Annotated in this window: 15 protein-coding genes; 9 read left to right on the top strand and 6 right to left on the bottom strand. The window is 69.1% G+C overall.

From position 1 onward, the window contains the following. Window positions 1-41 precede the first annotated feature (41 nt). A complete protein-coding gene (locus tag ABIB25_RS24780; protein ID WP_354531204.1) occupies window positions 42-992 on the bottom strand; it encodes a phosphotransferase in 951 nt (316 codons plus the stop codon). Between the two features lie 90 nt (window positions 993-1,082). Between ABIB25_RS24780 and ABIB25_RS24775 the strand changes: the two genes are divergently transcribed. Further along, complete coding sequence (locus ABIB25_RS24775; protein WP_354531203.1) at window positions 1,083-2,006, top strand: oxidoreductase; 924 nt, start codon at window positions 1,083-1,085, stop codon at window positions 2,004-2,006. Between the two features lie 25 nt (window positions 2,007-2,031). After that, a complete protein-coding gene (locus tag ABIB25_RS24770; protein WP_354531202.1) occupies window positions 2,032-2,568 on the top strand; it encodes a PaaI family thioesterase in 537 nt (178 codons plus the stop codon). A 173-nt stretch (window positions 2,569-2,741) separates the two neighbouring features. Here ABIB25_RS24770 and ABIB25_RS24765 read toward each other — a convergent pair whose 3' ends face one another. From ABIB25_RS24765 to ABIB25_RS24750, 4 genes are all read right to left on the bottom strand, one after another. Continuing rightward, complete coding sequence (locus ABIB25_RS24765; protein WP_354531201.1) at window positions 2,742-3,386, bottom strand: copper resistance CopC family protein; 645 nt, start codon at window positions 3,384-3,386, stop codon at window positions 2,742-2,744. Further along, a complete protein-coding gene (locus ABIB25_RS24760) occupies window positions 3,383-4,138 on the bottom strand; it encodes a YcnI family copper-binding membrane protein (protein ID WP_354531200.1) in 756 nt (251 codons plus the stop codon). The genes ABIB25_RS24765 and ABIB25_RS24760 overlap by 4 nt, the downstream gene beginning before the upstream one ends. Window positions 4,139-4,454: 316 nt before the next feature. Continuing rightward, on the bottom strand, window positions 4,455-4,985 hold the full coding sequence (locus tag ABIB25_RS24755; protein WP_354531199.1) for a hypothetical protein: 531 nt from the start codon (window positions 4,983-4,985) through the stop codon (window positions 4,455-4,457). A gap of 68 nt (window positions 4,986-5,053) precedes the next feature. Further along, the gene (locus ABIB25_RS24750) at window positions 5,054-5,665 is read right to left on the bottom strand and encodes a DUF6474 family protein (protein WP_354531198.1); all 612 of its coding nucleotides are present in this window, start codon (window positions 5,663-5,665) and stop codon (window positions 5,054-5,056) included. A gap of 116 nt (window positions 5,666-5,781) precedes the next feature. On the opposite strand from ABIB25_RS24750, the gene ABIB25_RS24745 reads away from it, so the two are divergent. The 4 genes from ABIB25_RS24745 (at window position 5,782) to ABIB25_RS24730 (ending at window position 9,151) form a co-directional block, all read left to right on the top strand. Further along, a complete protein-coding gene (locus ABIB25_RS24745; protein ID WP_354531197.1) occupies window positions 5,782-7,551 on the top strand; it encodes a TM0106 family RecB-like putative nuclease in 1,770 nt (589 codons plus the stop codon). Between the two features lie 3 nt (window positions 7,552-7,554). Beyond that, a complete protein-coding gene (locus tag ABIB25_RS24740; protein ID WP_354531196.1) occupies window positions 7,555-8,529 on the top strand; it encodes an aldo/keto reductase in 975 nt (324 codons plus the stop codon). 129 nt (window positions 8,530-8,658) lie between these two features. Then, the gene (locus tag ABIB25_RS24735) at window positions 8,659-8,994 is read left to right on the top strand and encodes a MarR family winged helix-turn-helix transcriptional regulator (RefSeq protein WP_354531195.1); all 336 of its coding nucleotides are present in this window, start codon (window positions 8,659-8,661) and stop codon (window positions 8,992-8,994) included. A gap of 28 nt (window positions 8,995-9,022) precedes the next feature. Next, window positions 9,023-9,151 (top strand): hypothetical protein, encoded by a 129-nt coding sequence (locus ABIB25_RS24730; protein ID WP_354531194.1) that lies wholly within the window; start codon window positions 9,023-9,025, stop codon window positions 9,149-9,151. Between the two features lie 217 nt (window positions 9,152-9,368). Here the strand turns inward: ABIB25_RS24730 and ABIB25_RS24725 are convergent, their stop codons facing one another. Beyond that, window positions 9,369-10,025, bottom strand: coding sequence for a TetR/AcrR family transcriptional regulator (locus ABIB25_RS24725; RefSeq protein WP_354531193.1), 657 nt, complete (start codon window positions 10,023-10,025; stop codon window positions 9,369-9,371). Window positions 10,026-10,162: 137 nt separating this feature from the next. Here ABIB25_RS24725 and ABIB25_RS24720 point away from each other — a divergent pair, with 137 nt between their 5' ends. The 3 genes from ABIB25_RS24720 (at window position 10,163) to ABIB25_RS24710 (ending at window position 15,280) form a co-directional block, all read left to right on the top strand. Then, a complete protein-coding gene (locus ABIB25_RS24720; protein WP_354531246.1) occupies window positions 10,163-11,095 on the top strand; it encodes a proline dehydrogenase family protein in 933 nt (310 codons plus the stop codon). A gap of 139 nt (window positions 11,096-11,234) precedes the next feature. Then, complete coding sequence (gene pruA / locus ABIB25_RS24715; RefSeq protein WP_354531192.1) at window positions 11,235-12,860, top strand: L-glutamate gamma-semialdehyde dehydrogenase; 1,626 nt, start codon at window positions 11,235-11,237, stop codon at window positions 12,858-12,860. Between the two features lie 299 nt (window positions 12,861-13,159). Continuing rightward, window positions 13,160-15,280, top strand: coding sequence for a glycosyltransferase family 39 protein (locus ABIB25_RS24710; RefSeq protein WP_354531191.1), 2,121 nt, complete (start codon window positions 13,160-13,162; stop codon window positions 15,278-15,280). Window positions 15,281-15,331: the final 51 nt, after the last annotated feature.

The following is a 15,331-nucleotide window of genomic DNA, read 5'->3' as shown; positions in this document are numbered from 1 at the left end:
ATACGCGACCGTCTGATACGCGACCGTTTGACGCGCGCGTGTCAGACGGGCGGTCGGCCGGCGGCGAGTCGGTCGGCCCGATCGCCGATCTCGCGGAGGGCGCGTTCGACGAGCTCGACCCGGCCGTGCTTCCGGCCGAAGCGCGCCGCATGCAGCGGGCCGATCGACTGCCAGCGGACGATCCGCTCCGCCAGCGTGCCGATCGGCCCGCCCGCCCGTCGGTAGGCGGCAAGCAGATCGTCGCCGAACTCCGGTCCCAGCACGGCCCGCGTACCGATGAAATCTACTGCCGGATCACCGATCTCGGAGTCGGTCCAGTCGATGATGCCGGTCAGCGCACCGTTCTCGTCGATCATCGTGTGTTCCGGGTGCAGGTCGCCGTGGCAGAGCGTGGTGGTGAAGTCCCACAGCCGGTCGTCCTGGATCCAGGCCCGCCAGTACTCGCGCAGGATCGCCGGGACATCGCCCGGATCCGTGCCTACGGACTCGAGCAGGTCCGCCGTGCGCGCCCGCAGGTCGGCGGCGAAGGGTCCACCGTGGACCTTCGCGAACTCGCGCCCGTCCATGGCGTGCAGCGCGGCCAGGGCAGCGCCGAGACCGTCGGTGTAGCCGCTCGGCGGCGGGAGGGTCAGTGCGAAGGTGACCTCGCCGCTGTCATCCGGTTCCTGCGCCGCCGGCCGGCCAGGCAACTCCGGATAGCCGACCACGAACTGCCGACCAGATGCGGTCGGCACGAACCGGTGGATCTGCCAGTCCGGGATGTCCACCGGCAGTCGGCCCACGAGCAGAGCCAGCAGATCCTGCTCACGCTCGATATCGGGCAGCAGTTCGGGACGCCGCGGAAACCGGAAGATCCATCGGCGGCCGTCCTGGGCGCAGGCGCGTAGTACCAAGGAGTCCCAACCGGTGCCGACCAACTCGATCGGCTCGAGCAGCAGGTGGGGAACCGCGCTCCGGGCGAGGGTCAGCCACCCGTCGACGTGCTCGTCCATCACGTCCTCCGACCGGGAGTAGAAAAGAGTGGAACCCGCCGGGAGCAGGTCCTCGCATCAGCGGCAGACAGTGCAGACCAGGAGCCACACGTGTCCAGTTGGAAGACCGACGGTATCGGCAATCTCGCCGGACGGCGGATGGTGGTCACCGGGGCCAACACCGGGCTCGGGTACCAGAGCGCGCTGACCTTCGCCCGCTCCGGCGCCGAGGTGGTGCTGGCTGTGCGGAATGTCGACAAGGGCGAGCAGGCGGCTGCCCGGATCGTCGCGGAGACGCCGGAGGCACAACTCCGGGTCGAGAAGGTCGATCTCGCCGACCTGGCCTCCGTCGAGGAGTTCGGGAGCGCCGAGGCCAAGCGGGGCCCGATCGACGTGCTCGTCAACAATGCCGGCGTGATGCTGGTCCCGGAGCGCGGGCGGACCGCTGACGGGTTCGAGATGCACATGGGGATCAACCATCTCGGTCATGTCGCACTGACCGCGCAGCTGCTGCCCGCACTGGCTGCCGCGCCGGCCGGACGGGTCGTGTCCCTGTCCTCGATGGCGCACCGATCGGCGTCGCGGCTGGACCGCAGCCTGAACCAGCAGGGGAACTACTCGCCGATGGGCGCGTACGGCCAGTCCAAGCTGGCCATTCTGCTGTTCGGCCTCGAACTGGACCGCCGACTGCGGGCCGCGGGGTCGACGGTGTCGTCCGTGATGGCGCACCCAGGGTGGTCCGCCACCGAGCTCGTCGAACGAGACGACAAGCCCGGCCCGATCGTCTGGTTCTCCCGCAAGGCAACGCAGGTGCTGGGCTCGAGCCCGCAGGCGGGTGCGAGATCGCAGATCAGCGCGGCGCTCGACCCGGCGATCGCCGGCGGCTCGTACATCGGTCCGGCGTTCTCGCTGCGTGGCCGACCGCATCTGGCGTCTATGACGTCCGTCGCGGCCGACCCGATTGCCGCCAGTTGGCTGTGGGACATCTCGAATGGCCTGACCGGGGCCGAGTTCGATCTGCTCGAAGAGGTCTGACCGGGCCGCACTAGGCTGGGTTGCCATGAGCGATCCAGAGGTCTCCGCCGCGACCGCCCAGCCCGACCCCGCCCACTTCGGCGGATCTCGATCCAAGACCGTGACCTGGTACGACCCGATGATCCTGGCCGCAGCGGCTCCGGGGATGACCGGTCTTGAATTTCTCACCTCGCTGCTCGAGGGGCGCTATCCACCGCCGCCGATCGCGAGCCTGGTCGGGATGCGGCCAGTGTCCGTACGGCCCGGGGATGTGGTCTTCCAGTGCCTGCCGGACGAGTCGGTCTACAACCCGATCGGCGTCGTGCACGGCGGGCTGGTCTGCACCCTGCTGGACACCGTCGCAGCCTGCGCGGTGCATTCGACGCTGCCGGCCGGCGTGGGCTACACCTCGATCGAGATCAAGGTCAGCTACCTGCGCCCGGTACGGGCCGGGATCGAGCTGACCGCCCACGGCTGGGTCACCAAGCCCGGCCGGCGGGTGGCGTTCGCCGAGGGTGACGTGCGGGATCCGTCAGGCGCGGTACTGGCCACCGCCTCGACCACCTGCCTGGTGATGGGCTGAGGGGCATTGCTCACCGAACTCCGAGGGCTGGGTGTGCCGGCTTTCGATTGCTGACAGGCCGATGACCCACCCGGCGGACCGAGCTCGTCCGCCGGGTAGGCCGTTGTCGACGGGTAGGCCGTTGTCGACGGGTAGGCCGTTGTCGATCGTGGTCCCGGGACGTCCGGTAGCGGCTAGTAGTCCTTGTTGGCAGAGCGTGTCCGCGGACGACGCAGCAGGACGATGACGGCCGCCGCCACGACCAGGGCCGCAACGACCAGCGCGATCCACAGGCCGGTCGAGAGCCCGCCCGAGCTCGCGACCGGCGCGGCCGCCGATGCCTCGGTGGCCGGAGCGGGCGCTACGCCTGACGACTCCCCCGTCGAAGGGGAATCGGCAGCCGGAGACGGTGCTCCCACCGAAGGGGACCCGACCGCGGATCCGGACGGAACCCCTTCGTCGCCGGCGAGGGTGAACCTGACCTCGCCGGTCACCGGATGACCGTCGGCCGAGACGATCCGGTAGGCGGCCGTATAGGCGCCGGCCGGCCCCGCTCCCACCGTGCCGGTGACCACGTTTCCGCTGATGGCGGGCGTGCCGGTGGCGTACTGCTTCCCGTCGGGCCCGATCAGGGACACCACCGGATCGAAGTTCTGCACCGGCTGGTCGAAGGTGAAGGTGATCACCGTCGGAGCGACTGCAACGGTCGAACCGTCAGCGGGATCGCTGGACACCAGGACGTCGTGGGCCGAGGCGGATCCGGCCAGTCCGAGCCACAGGCCCACCGCGATCAGGGTCGTGGCAGCCACCCGGGCCAGCAGGGACGCGACTGTTCTCACGGTGTGACCCTATTCCTGCTGCGGAGGGCCACCGCCCCGACGAGCAGGCCGAGCGCGCCGACGACGATGCCCGCGACACCCAGGGTTCGGGCCGCGGAGTCGTCCGTGCTGATCGCAGCGGCGCTGACCGTTGCGACCCGTGTCGGGGCCGACCCGGAGCTCGGTGCGCCGGCAGCGGCGGACGTGGCCGCATGGTGGTCGTCGGCGGCTTCGCCCGAGACGGTCAACGTCGGAGCCGGACGTTCTGGCTCCTGTCCGGACGCGGGGGTCGGCTCGTCCCACTTGACGACGCTGCCGTCGCTGTAGGTCTGGACGGCGACGAAGGACAACGAGGCGACCTTCGGGATGGGGCCGACGGAGACATCGAACTCGGCGAACTGACCGAGCGCGATCCGCCCGGATGCGTCGGCGGTCCAGGTGATGCTGCTGACCGCCTGGGTGATGCTGGCGTTGTCGTCGTCGGAGATCGGAGTGCTGAGCTTGGTCGTGGTCGCGACCGCCGTCCAGCCCTGTTCCTTCTTGACCGAGACGGAGGCGAGCGGGTGGTCGAGCGGGAAGTTGACCGTCACCTTGACGGTGTCGGCCTTGGCCGACTCGTTCGGGACCCGGAAGGTCAGCTTGGGGTAGCTGCCGGCGGTCGCGGTGTTCGGGTTGACCGAGACGTGGGCGGAGGCCACACCGGCCCCGATCGTCAGGCCGAGGGCGGCCAGTGCGGTGACGGCCAGGATGCGGCCGCGCAGTTTCGAAGACATGGGTGGATTGGTCCTTCTGATGGCAGGGTGCGGCGCCCGGCGTACCTGTCGTGGTCGGACCGGTGGTCGACGGACGGGCGCGGCAGGGGAGCCGAAAGGGGGTGAGCACCCGGCGTGGATCTTCGCCGGGATGGAGTGTTCACCAGCCGGGTGGGCCCCGTCGCGGACTGGTCGAGAGCAGGGGTCCTGCCGGAGGGCCTAGAAGGTGGGTGGGCCCCGTCGCGGACTGGTCGAGAGCATGGGTCCTGCCGGAGGGCCTAGAAGGCGGGTGGGCCCCGTCGCGGACTGGTCGAGAGCAGGGGTCCTGCCGGAGGGCCTAGAAGGCGGGTGGGCCCCGTCGCGGACTGGTCGAGAGCAGGGGTCCTGCCGGGAAAGAACGAGCGGCCGGGAAGGACGCCGTCCAGCGCGGCGGACGGTCGACCGTCAGGATCGGTCGCAGGAGGAGAACGGCCCTGGTCAGGGCATGGAAGAGCGCGAAGATGGCGGAGTCGCCCCGGGCGAGCACGGTGGCGGACAGTGCAGCAGCGACCGCGTGGAAGGCCAGCATGCGCAGAGGATCGATGGTGGGCATCGGGCTGCCGGACATGGCGTGCACGTCGATGCTGAACAACAGGTGGAAGGCCAGCTGGCAGAGCGCCAGCACGCCGAAGATGGCCGGCCACGTCCGCTGCCGGAAGGTGAGACCAGTGCCGACCGATCCGATGACGAGGGCTCCGACGATCAGGATCGCCGGGTCCGGCGCGGTGCCGCCGCCGACGAGGTGCCCGAGCGCGGCGATCCAGGTCGCGACCAGCGCAAAGAACGACGACCGCAGCAGTCGCCAGCGCAAAGATTTCGGGCCGGACACGGGCTCAGGTTACAGGGGCGGCAGTGGCCCGAACCCTGCCGAAAGGGGCGCCAGGGTCGAGCCGATCGTCACACCGGGGTGCCGACCAGGTAGGTCATCAGGTCGGACTCGATCTGGTTCAGCTCCTTGCCGACGGCCGACAGCGTGCCGCGACGGCGGGCGGCCGGCATGGACGCGGCGGTCTGGACGGCCGTGTTGAGGTCCGCGAGCCGGGCCTTGGCCACATCGGAGAACCGGACGACCTGCAGATCGGCGGTCCGTCGACGCCGAAGATCGTCGATGGCGGTGCGCAGACTGGCGATCCGAGCCCCGGCAGGCCCGGTGGGGCCGCGGTAGGCGGCGACCTCGTCGGCGGTGACGCCCAGCTTCAGCGCGCGGCGATCGTCCAGGAAGCCCCGTGTCGAGGTGGCGGCCTTCAGGGCCAGCGGGCTGATCGACGGACCGGCGATCTTCGCGACGGCGAGGGCCCGCTTGGCGGTCTTGGGGTTGGTGAGGGTGCCGATGAAGCCGGCGGGCTCCTTCTTCGCGAGCTTGTCGGCCTTCTTGCCGGCCCGATCCGCTTTCGCGGAGACCTTGCCCGCCTTGCTAGAGACCTTCTTGGAGGCCTTTTGGGCCTTCTTCGCGGCTTTCTTCTCAGCACGGGCGGCCCTCTTGTAGCTGCTGCTCTTCCTACCGAACATCACGCGTCTCCCGTCGTCGCACCGGCCGCGGCCGCCGTGTGAGCCGACGGTGTGGTTGTGCCCAGCGTAGAGCCGGTGGTGCACGGAACCCAGCCGGGCCTCCTACGCTGGAGTCGATGACTGTCACCGGATCGGACGCCGCCGGGTCTCCCGCCACCCCGGCGCGGCATCTCTCGCCGGTCAGACTGGGCCCGGCCGCCGCTGGGCGCTGCCGGCGTCGGGTGCACCTGGACGCCGACCCGTCGGCCGTCCGGTCGGAGCAGGCGGCGGTCGACGACGGACTGCGCCTGCGCCTGGCCGACGGAGCAACCCACCGTTCGCAGGTTCTCGCGGTGCTGGGCGAGGTACTGCAGGCGGTCGACGGCGCGTCGTGGGACCGGACATCACCGGTGCGCCCCCCAGCGGTTCTCGAGCCTTTCCTGCGGAGCGAGATGCGTTTCGGTGCACCGGATCTGTTGGTCCGGGTGGGTGACGGCTACCGCCCGGTGATCATCCGCTCGCACCGCACCACCGACCCCGGCAGCGGCGCCATGACCTCCGACCTGGACCGGCCACTGGACGCTGCTGTCGACGGCCGCCGCAAGGCCCGTTCCCAGGCGGCCGACACGCTGGCGCTGGCCCATCACCACAGACTGCTCGCCGATCTGGGGCTGGCCGGTGCATCGGCCGTCGGGGGAGTGATCGGCCGCGGCGGTGGCGACGGCACCACCATCCTGTGGCACACGCTGGACGCGGCGCCTGCCTCGGCGACGGGCCGGTCCGTCCTTGACGACTACGACCGCCGGTTCGCCGATCGGCTCGCGGTGGCCACCGCCGCCGCCACCGGTGAACCGGCGCTCGCGCAGCCGTCGCGCATCGGTGAGTGCCGGCGCTGTTCGTGGTGGCCGGTGTGCTCGGCCGAACTGCTGGCCACCAGGGACATCTCGCTGATCGTCGCGGGTGGGGACGTCGATGCGATGCATGCGGCCGGCGTCCGGACGGTCGACGAACTGGCCGTCCTCGACCGGGAGGTGGCTGCCGCACTCCCGCTGACGGGCCTCGCCCCGTCGACCGCGCGGGTACGCGCCAGGGCCTGGTTGTCCGGTCGTCAGCTGGTGCGGCGGACCGGACGGGTCGGCGTCACCCGCGCCGATCTGGAACTGGACGTCGACATGGAGTCGTTCCTGGAGGACGGCGCCTACCTCTGGGGGACGTATCTCACCGGGCCGGGGGTGGAATCGCTCGGACTGACAGCGGGGTACCGGGCGTTCGTCACCTGGCGTGCCCTCCCGGATGCAGACGAGGGCCGGGCGTTCGCCGAGTTCTGGCGCTACCTGACCGATCTGCGCACCGCCGCAGCCTCCAACGGGCTGACCTTCGCGGCCTACTGCTATTCGCGGTCGGCCGAGGAACGCTGGCTCCGGTCCACCCCTGTTCGTTATCCGGATGTCTCGGGAATGCCCGAGGTGAAGGAGATCTCGGAGTTCTGTGCGTCCTCGCAATGGGTGGACATCTACCAGGAGATCCGCGATCAATTCATCGTTCCGGGCTCGATGAAGCTCAAATCCCTCGCCCCGATCGCTGGCTTCTCCTGGCGCGATCCGGAACCCGGTGGCGAGAACTCGATGGCCTGGTACCGAGAAGCTGTCGGGTCCGTTTCCGCGACCGTCGTGCCGGAAGGACTCCAGATCGAGCACGGCGGTCCGATCGACCCGGTGGACCGCGCGATGGCCGACCGGATCCTGCGCTACAACGAGGACGACGTGCTGGCCACGCTGGCCCTGCGTCGCTGGATGACAGACCGATCCGGTGAGGTACCCACCGCCGCCGAGCTCGATGCGGACGAGGGGGATGAGGTTGATAGCCCGGCCGCGGTCACGTCCGACGCCGGCCAGGAGCAGGATTGAGCCATGGAATACACCAAACTCGGATCGACCGGCCTCGACGTCTCGCGGATCTGCCTCGGCTGCATGAGCTACGGCGAATCGGGCCGCGGCAACCACGAATGGACCATGGGCGAAGAAGAGAGCCGCCCCTTCATCAGGGCCGCGGTCGAGGCCGGCATCAACTTCTTCGACACCGCGAACGTGTACTCGGCCGGGTCCAGCGAGGAGATCGTCGGGCGCGCACTGCACGACTACGGCGACCGGGACGCGCTCGTCATCGCGACCAAGGTGCACGGCGTCATGGCCCCCGGACCCAACGGCGGCGGGCTGTCCCGCAAGGCGATCATGTCGTCGATCGACGCGAGCCTGCGCCGGCTGGGCACCGACTACGTCGACCTCTACCAGATCCACCGCTGGGACCCGCTGACGCCGATCGAGGAGACCATCGAGGCCCTGCACGACGTGGTCAAGGCCGGGAAGGCGCTCTACCTCGGGGCGTCGTCGATGTTCGCGTGGCAGTTCAGCAAGGCGCTCTACACGGCCGATGCCAACGGCTGGGTGCGGTTCTCGACCATGCAGGACCACTACAACCTGCTCAACCGCGAGGAGGAGCGGGAGATGTACCCGCTCTGCGTCGACCAGGGCATCGGGGTCATCCCGTGGAGCCCGCTGGCGCGCGGCAAGCTGACCAGGGACTGGGACACCACGACCTCCCGCTCGGAGACCGACAACTTCGGCAAGACCCTCTACGACACCGCCGCCTCGGACCGGATCGTCGTCGACCGGGTGGCCGAGATCGCCGCGGAGCGCGGGCTGTCCCGGGCACAGATCGCGCTGGCCTGGGTGCTGGCCAACCCCGTCATCTCGGCGCCGATCGTCGGTGCGACCAAGATGCAGCACCTCGAGGACGCCATCGCCGCTGTCGACGTCACCCTGTCCGACGACGAGATCCGCCGCCTCGAGGAGCCGTACACCCCGCACCCCGTCATGGGCTTCTGACCCCGCTCGCCGCCGCACCCCCGCCGCGCTTATCAACTTCGCCGCCGCACCCCCGCCGCGCTTATCAACTTCGTCGGCGCTCATGATCGGGTCGATTTCCACCCCACCCGCCCCAGAACCTGCACGTTCATGAGCGCGGTCGAGGGCGGTCGGGACCAACGCATGGTTTGCCGGCGGCGCCTGGGCGCGGAACTTCACTGGCTGCGCCTCGCCGCGTTGGCCTGGCGCCGCGAGATGGACACCCGGTTGCGCCCGCTCGGTCCGACCCACACCCAGTTCGACGTGCTCGCGTCGACCAGTTGGCTCGGCCGCACCGACGGTGCCCCCACCCAGCAGGAGGTGGCCGACTTCGCCGTTGTCGATCGGATGATGACGAGCAAGATCGTCCGGACGCTGTTGGCCCGTGGCCTGATCGCCCGCACGCCGCACGCCGCACGCCGCACGCCGCACGCCGGACGCCGGTGACGGCCGCGCCTACCGCCTCTCGGTCACCGTGCCGGGCCGCGATGCGGTCAAGGCTTCGATCGCGATCGCAAGAGCTGTCGACGCGGAGATGTTCGCCGGCCTGCCCGACCCGGCCGCCCTCCGCGCCAGTCTGACCCAGGTCGTGCGCCGCCCCTGAACCTGTCCACCCGTTCGGCCGGTTCTGCGGTCCTGTCGGGCAGCCGAGCGGAGATCATAATTCCGACATTTCGGGCGGCAGTTGGACTTTTGCTCCCCGCAACTGCGGCTGGGCAACTTCGGCTGGGCAACTTCGGCTGGGCAACTTCGGCTGGGCAACTCCTGGTGGGCAACTCCGGCGGGGCGGCCGCGGCTGGGCGGCTCCGGCGGACCAGCGCTCAGCGCGCAACCATCGTGGCCTGGACGTAGTGGTGGAGCATGGCGCGGGCGCGGCGCGGACTCAGGCGTGACTCGGGTAGATAGGCCTGCACGACCAGGCCGTCGAGCAGGGCGATGAGTTCGACCGCTTCGTCGGCCGGGTTGGTGACCAGCAGCGACCCGTCCCGCCGGCCGCGGTCCAGTAGTTCCTCGGTGAGTTCGTGCAGGTCGCGGTAGACCTGCGACTGCCAGGTCGAGTACTGCGGGAAGTGCGCGGCCAGCGCCCAGAAGTCCAGCCACAACTTCCAGTGCTCGTGCGCCCGCTGGTCGGAGGCCATCAGCCCGTCAATCAGCACGGTCAACCCGGCGAGGCCGTTGGGGCCGGCCGCGGCCCTGGCCCAGATCTGCGCGGAGTACGTCTCCATCTCGTTCTCGAGCACCCCGGCCAGCACCTCTTCCATGCTGGCGAAGTGATAGGTCACCGTCCCGACGGCCACCCCCCCCGCTGCGGCCACATCGCGAACCGTGGTGGCGTGCAATCCGCGTTCGGCGATGACTCCCCGTGCGGCGTCCAGCAGCATCTTGCGACGGACTGCGGGCGGCTGCCGTCTTGTCGCGGCGGTGGGGTTCTTCCGAAGGGCGTGTTCCCCGTCGGACGGACCGGATTGGGGCTTCACGATTCCTCCTGTCCGGTGACCGAGCGCACGCTGGCCCCGGACGCATCTTTGTCGTAGTCTAATCGTACAGTCGCCCGATTAGCGCACTAGTGGGGACCGTCAGCCGGTACTTTCCTCGAGAGGCAATCCCGATGTTCCTGCTCCGCAAGCCGATCCTGGCCCTCTCGGCCAGCACCGGCGTCCGTGACCTCACCACCCGACTGCCGATCACCCGCTCGGTGGTCAAGAGGTTCGTCGCCGGCGAGGCCACCCGGGACGCCGTCGCGGCAGTCAAGGACCTCCGCGCCGCGGGCCTCCAGGTGACGATGGACCACCTGGGCGAGAACACCACCGACACCGCCCAGGCCGATGCCACCGTGTCCGCCTACCTCGAGCTGATCGACGCGCTCGCCAAGGCCGGCGTCGCCGAGGGTGCGGAGATGTCGGTCAAGCTGTCCGCCGTCGGGCAGGCCCTGACCAGCACCGATGGCGAGGAGTACGCGCTCCGCAGCGCCCGGAAGATCGCGGACGCCGCCTACGGCGCGGGGGCAAGGGTCAACCTGGACATGGAGGATCACACCACCGTCGACTCCACGCTGCGGGTACTGAAGGCGCTGCGCGAGGACCACCTCGACGTCGGCGTCGCGATCCAGGCGATGCTCAAACGGACCCCGAATGACCTGCTCGCCCTGACCGGCCCCGGATCCCGCGTCCGGCTGGTCAAGGGCGCCTACGACGAGCCGTCGACGGTCGCCTTCCAGGGGCCGGAGGACGTCGACCGTGCCTACGTCCGCGCATTGAAGATCCTGATGCAGGGCGAGGGCTACCCGATGGTCGGCTCGCACGACCCGCGCATGATCGAGATCGCCACCAAGCTCGCCGCAGACAACGGCCGGACGGCCGACAGCTACGAGCACCAGATGCTGTTCGGCATCCGTCCGGACGAACAGCGCAAGCTGCGGGCCGCCGGCCGCACCGTCCGGATCTACGTTCCTTATGGATCCGACTGGTACGGCTACTTCACCCGCCGGCTCGCCGAGCGCCCGGCCAACCTGCTGTTCTTCGTCCGCGCCCTGCTGACCCGCTCCTGACCCGCTTGCGTCGTGCTTGCGTCGCGCTTGCGTCCTGCAAAGTGATCGCTATAGCAAGCACTTTGCAGGACGCAAGCCCTGCCCCGCCCGTTAACCCCGCAGTTCTGCACCGCCACTCGTCTGAGGAGACAGATAGAACATGGACGCCGTCACCCACCCGCCGCTGCCGATCAACGAGACCGTGCTCGACTACGCCCCCGGCAGCGCAGAGCGGGAGCGGCTGACGGCGGCACTGAAGTCGTTCAGCGGCCCGCTCGAGCTGGGTGTCGTCATCGGCGGCAAGACCCGCAAGCCCGCTGGCGAGGACTTCGAGGTCGTCGCGCCGTTCGACCACCAGCGGGTGCTGGCCACCTCGGCCAACTCCACCCAGGTCGACGCGGCCGATGCCATCAAGGCCGCAGCCGACGCGGCGCCAGGTTGGCGGGCGCTGTCGTTCGACGACCGCGCGGCAATCATCCTGCGCGCAGCAGATCTGCTGACCGGCCCGTGGCGTGCCCGCATCAACGCCGCCACCATGCTGGGCCAGGCCAAGACCGCCTACCAGGCGGAGATCGACTCGGCCTGCGAGCTCGCCGACTTCTGGCGCTTCAACGTCCATTTCGCCCGCCAGATCCTGGCCGAGCAGCCGATGGCCAACTCCAAGGGCATCTGGAACCGCACCGACCACCGCCCGCTCGAGGGCTTCGTCTACGCGATTACGCCGTTCAACTTCACTGCGATCGCCGGCAACCTACCGACCGCTGTCGCATTGATGGGTAACGTCGTCATCTGGAAACCCTCTACCACGCAACAACTTGCGGCCTCTCTGACGATGGATCTCCTGACGGAGGCGGGTCTTCCGGCCGGCGTCATCAACATGCTGCCGGGCTACGGTCCGGAGATCTCCGATGTGCTACTGGCAGATCGCAATCTGGCCGGCGTCCACTTCACCGGCTCCACCAGGGTTTTCCAGGATCTGTGGAAGGGCATCGGCAGGAACATAGCGAACTACCGCAGCTACCCGCGCCTGGTCGGCGAGACGGGCGGCAAGGACTTCATCGTCGCCCACTCCTCGGCCGACGTCGACGTGTTGCGCACCGCCATGGTCCGTGGGGCATTCGAGTACAGCGGCCAGAAGTGTTCGGCTGCCTCACGTTCGTACGTGCCGGCCTCGCTCTGGCCCAAGCTCAAGGACCAGCTGATCGCCGAGACCGATGCGCTCACCATCGGTTCCGTCGAGGACTACTCGAACTTCACCTCGGCTGTCATCGACGACCGCTCGTTCGGGCGGCTCAAGGCGGCCCTGGACCGTGCGCACGCTATCGACTCGATCGACGTGATCGCGGGCGGTACCTATGACGACAGCGTCGGCTACTTCGTCCGGCCGACGCTCTTGCTCGGCAGCGACCCGGCCGACGAGATCTTCTGCAACGAATACTTCGGACCGATCCTGTCGGTCCATGTCTACGAGGATGCCGATTTTGCGAACGTGCTGAAGCGGGTCGATTCGGCCTCGCCGTACGCACTGACCGGATCGATCATTGCCCGCGACCGGGTCGCGGTCGCTCAGGCCACTGACGCCCTGCGCTTTACGGCAGGCAATTTCTACATCAATGACAAGCCCACCGGAGCCGTCGTCGGGCAGCAGCCGTTCGGCGGAGCCCGCGCGTCCGGCACCAACGACAAGGCCGGCTCCGCGGCCAACCTGATGCGCTGGACGTCGCCGAGATCAATCAAAGAAACCTTCCAGGCCGCCACCGCGGTCCCGTACCCGCACCAGGCCTGACGGTCGCAGAAACAGTGACCTTCCAGGCCGCCACCGCGGTCCCGTACCCGGCCTGACAGTCGCAGGGGCGGCTGCGACAGGGGTGATGATCGTCTCTAAGATCCGGCTCCTGCACTCATCCGCCCACCCGCGCGGGTGAGTCGCCGATAGGATGAGCGGAACATCCTGACCTGCGGTGACGGGTCGGCCGTGCAGACGGCCGCCGTCACCGGTTCGTTGCCCGGCCGCTTTCCTCAGCTGTTGCACAGGCTGGGAAGGCATTTTGGCCAGGAGACGATGCCGACGAAAGAGTTGACCAGATGGCGACCGCTGTGGTGACCACCGGGCCGAAAGCACCCCCGAAGAAGCGCTGGTCACCCACCGGCAAGCAGTTGGCAGGGGCGCTCGTCTCCCTGCCCGACCGGTTGATGACCTGGTTCCTCATGGTCTCCGTCGTCGTCTCGGTCACCCTGCTCGTCGACCAGTTCCGGCCCCTCCTCGTCTTCCCGGCGGCCGTCGTCGCCTTGATCGTGACCTGGCGGATGGTGCCGCAGTCGCCGCAGGTCAACCGGGCCGCCGTGGCCGGGGCCGGCACCGCACTCCTGATGACGATGGTCTGGTACGTCGTCCAGCGCGGCTACACGGCCGAGATGATCGGGCTGGACCGCGATCCGGCGCAGTACACGCTGTCGGCGCTGTACCTGGTCAACCACACGAATCCCGACGTCATCCTCGATCCGGCGCTGCCCGGATTCGCCGCCCAGGTGCCCGGCGTCCTGACGGACTTCCTGATGGGCAACTCCGGGGCCGTCAACCACATCCAGGGCAACGACCTGCTACCGGGTCTGCTGGCCGTGTTCGGTTGGGTGCACGGCACCGCCGGCGTCATGACGGGCAACGTCGCGATCGGCGCGCTCGCGCTGCTGTCGGTCTACGCGCTGTCGCGTCGCATCCTCGGCCCGCTCTGGGGGCTGGCCCCGATGCTGCTGCTGGCCGTGACGATGCCGCTCGCCGCCTTCTCCCGCATGCCGTACACCGAGCCCACAGCGCTGATCTTTGTCTGCGGGATGATGGTCGCCCTGTGGGTCGCGATCGACCGCCGCAGCACCCGTCTGTTCGCCCTGGCCGGTGCCTTCGCCGGCGCCACCATGATCGCCCGCATCGACGGCGGCCTGACGATGGTCGCCGGGCTCGCCGCCCTCGGTCTGCTGGCCATCGCTCCGGTGTCGGCTCTCCGCCGCCGCGAGGGCCGGATGGCGATGCTCGTCTTCGCCTGGGGCGCGCTGCCGACCGCGGCCCTCGGGTGGCTCGACCTCTACGTGCACAGCCCGAAGTACCTGAAGGGGCTGGCCGGCGAGCTGTACCCGGTGCTCGCCGCGATGCCCGTCATCCTGATCATCGGCATCGGCCTGAGCCTGCTGCGGAAGTTCACGCTGCCGGCGGCGGTCTGGGTGTCGGGTCATCGCAAACTGGTGACCATCATCTCCGGGGTGGTGGTCGCCCTGGCCTGCCTCGCGATGGTGACCCGTCCGCTGTGGCTGATGCAGCACTTCGTCAAGAACCGCGACGGGGGCGACTACGTCGGCGCGGTCGCGGCCCGGCAGAAGTCCGAGGGACTTGCCATCGACGGCACCCGCAGCTACGACGAGATGACGGTCTCCTGGCTGGCCTGGTATCTCAGCTGGACGATGGTGGTCGCTGCGCTGATCGGCGCGGTGGTGATCGCCGTGCAGTTCTGTCGCAAACGGGACCCGAAGCTGCTCGTCGTGTGGACGATCCCGGTGCTCGTCGGCCTCGTCTACCTGAACAAGATCGCGATCACGCCAGACCAGATCTGGGCACTCCGGCGGTTGCTGCCGGTCGTCATCCCGGCGACTGCGATCGGCGCGGTCTTCGCGTTCCGGGCGGTGATCATGAAGCTCCCACGGTTCCGCTGGCTCGGGGTGGTCGTCATGGTCGCGCTGCTGATCCAGCCGGCGACCACCTGGGGGAAGATGTTCGACTCCCGGGAGGGCATCGGCGAGTACGACCTCGTCAACCAGATCTGCAACCTGGCCGGTGACGGGCTGATCGTGCAGGCGGGCCCGTACCCGATCATGGGCTCGGCATTGCCTGCGCTGCAGGAACTCTGCTCCGACAAGGTGGTGTCGATCCAGCAGCCGAGCCTGTCCTCGATGGCCCAGATCAAAGCCGCCTGGACCGGCAGCGGGCCGATCACCGTGGTGGCGTTCTTCCCCGACGCGGTGACCTGGAGCAAGCCCATCGATTCCACCAAACCGCTGGCGAAGGTGATCTTCTCGCGGTGGGAGAGCGTCATCTCCCGGCGGCCCAGCAACCTGAATCTGCAGCAGGTATCGGTCTGGATGGGCACGTTGCAGCCTGACGGCGAGGTTGCCCCCTTGAACACCGCGCCGTTCCCCGCCCTGCTGCCCAACTCCTGATGCGCGCTCTCGCCGACCGGCGCGAGACCGGCCCAGCACTCGGACCCGGCG

The organism is Nakamurella sp. UYEF19, assembly GCF_040546275.1.
Classification (GTDB): Bacteria; Actinomycetota; Actinomycetes; order Mycobacteriales; family Nakamurellaceae; genus Nakamurella.
The sequence above is the reverse complement of the archived record's forward strand: the minus strand, read 5'-3'. Positions and strand labels throughout refer to the sequence as shown.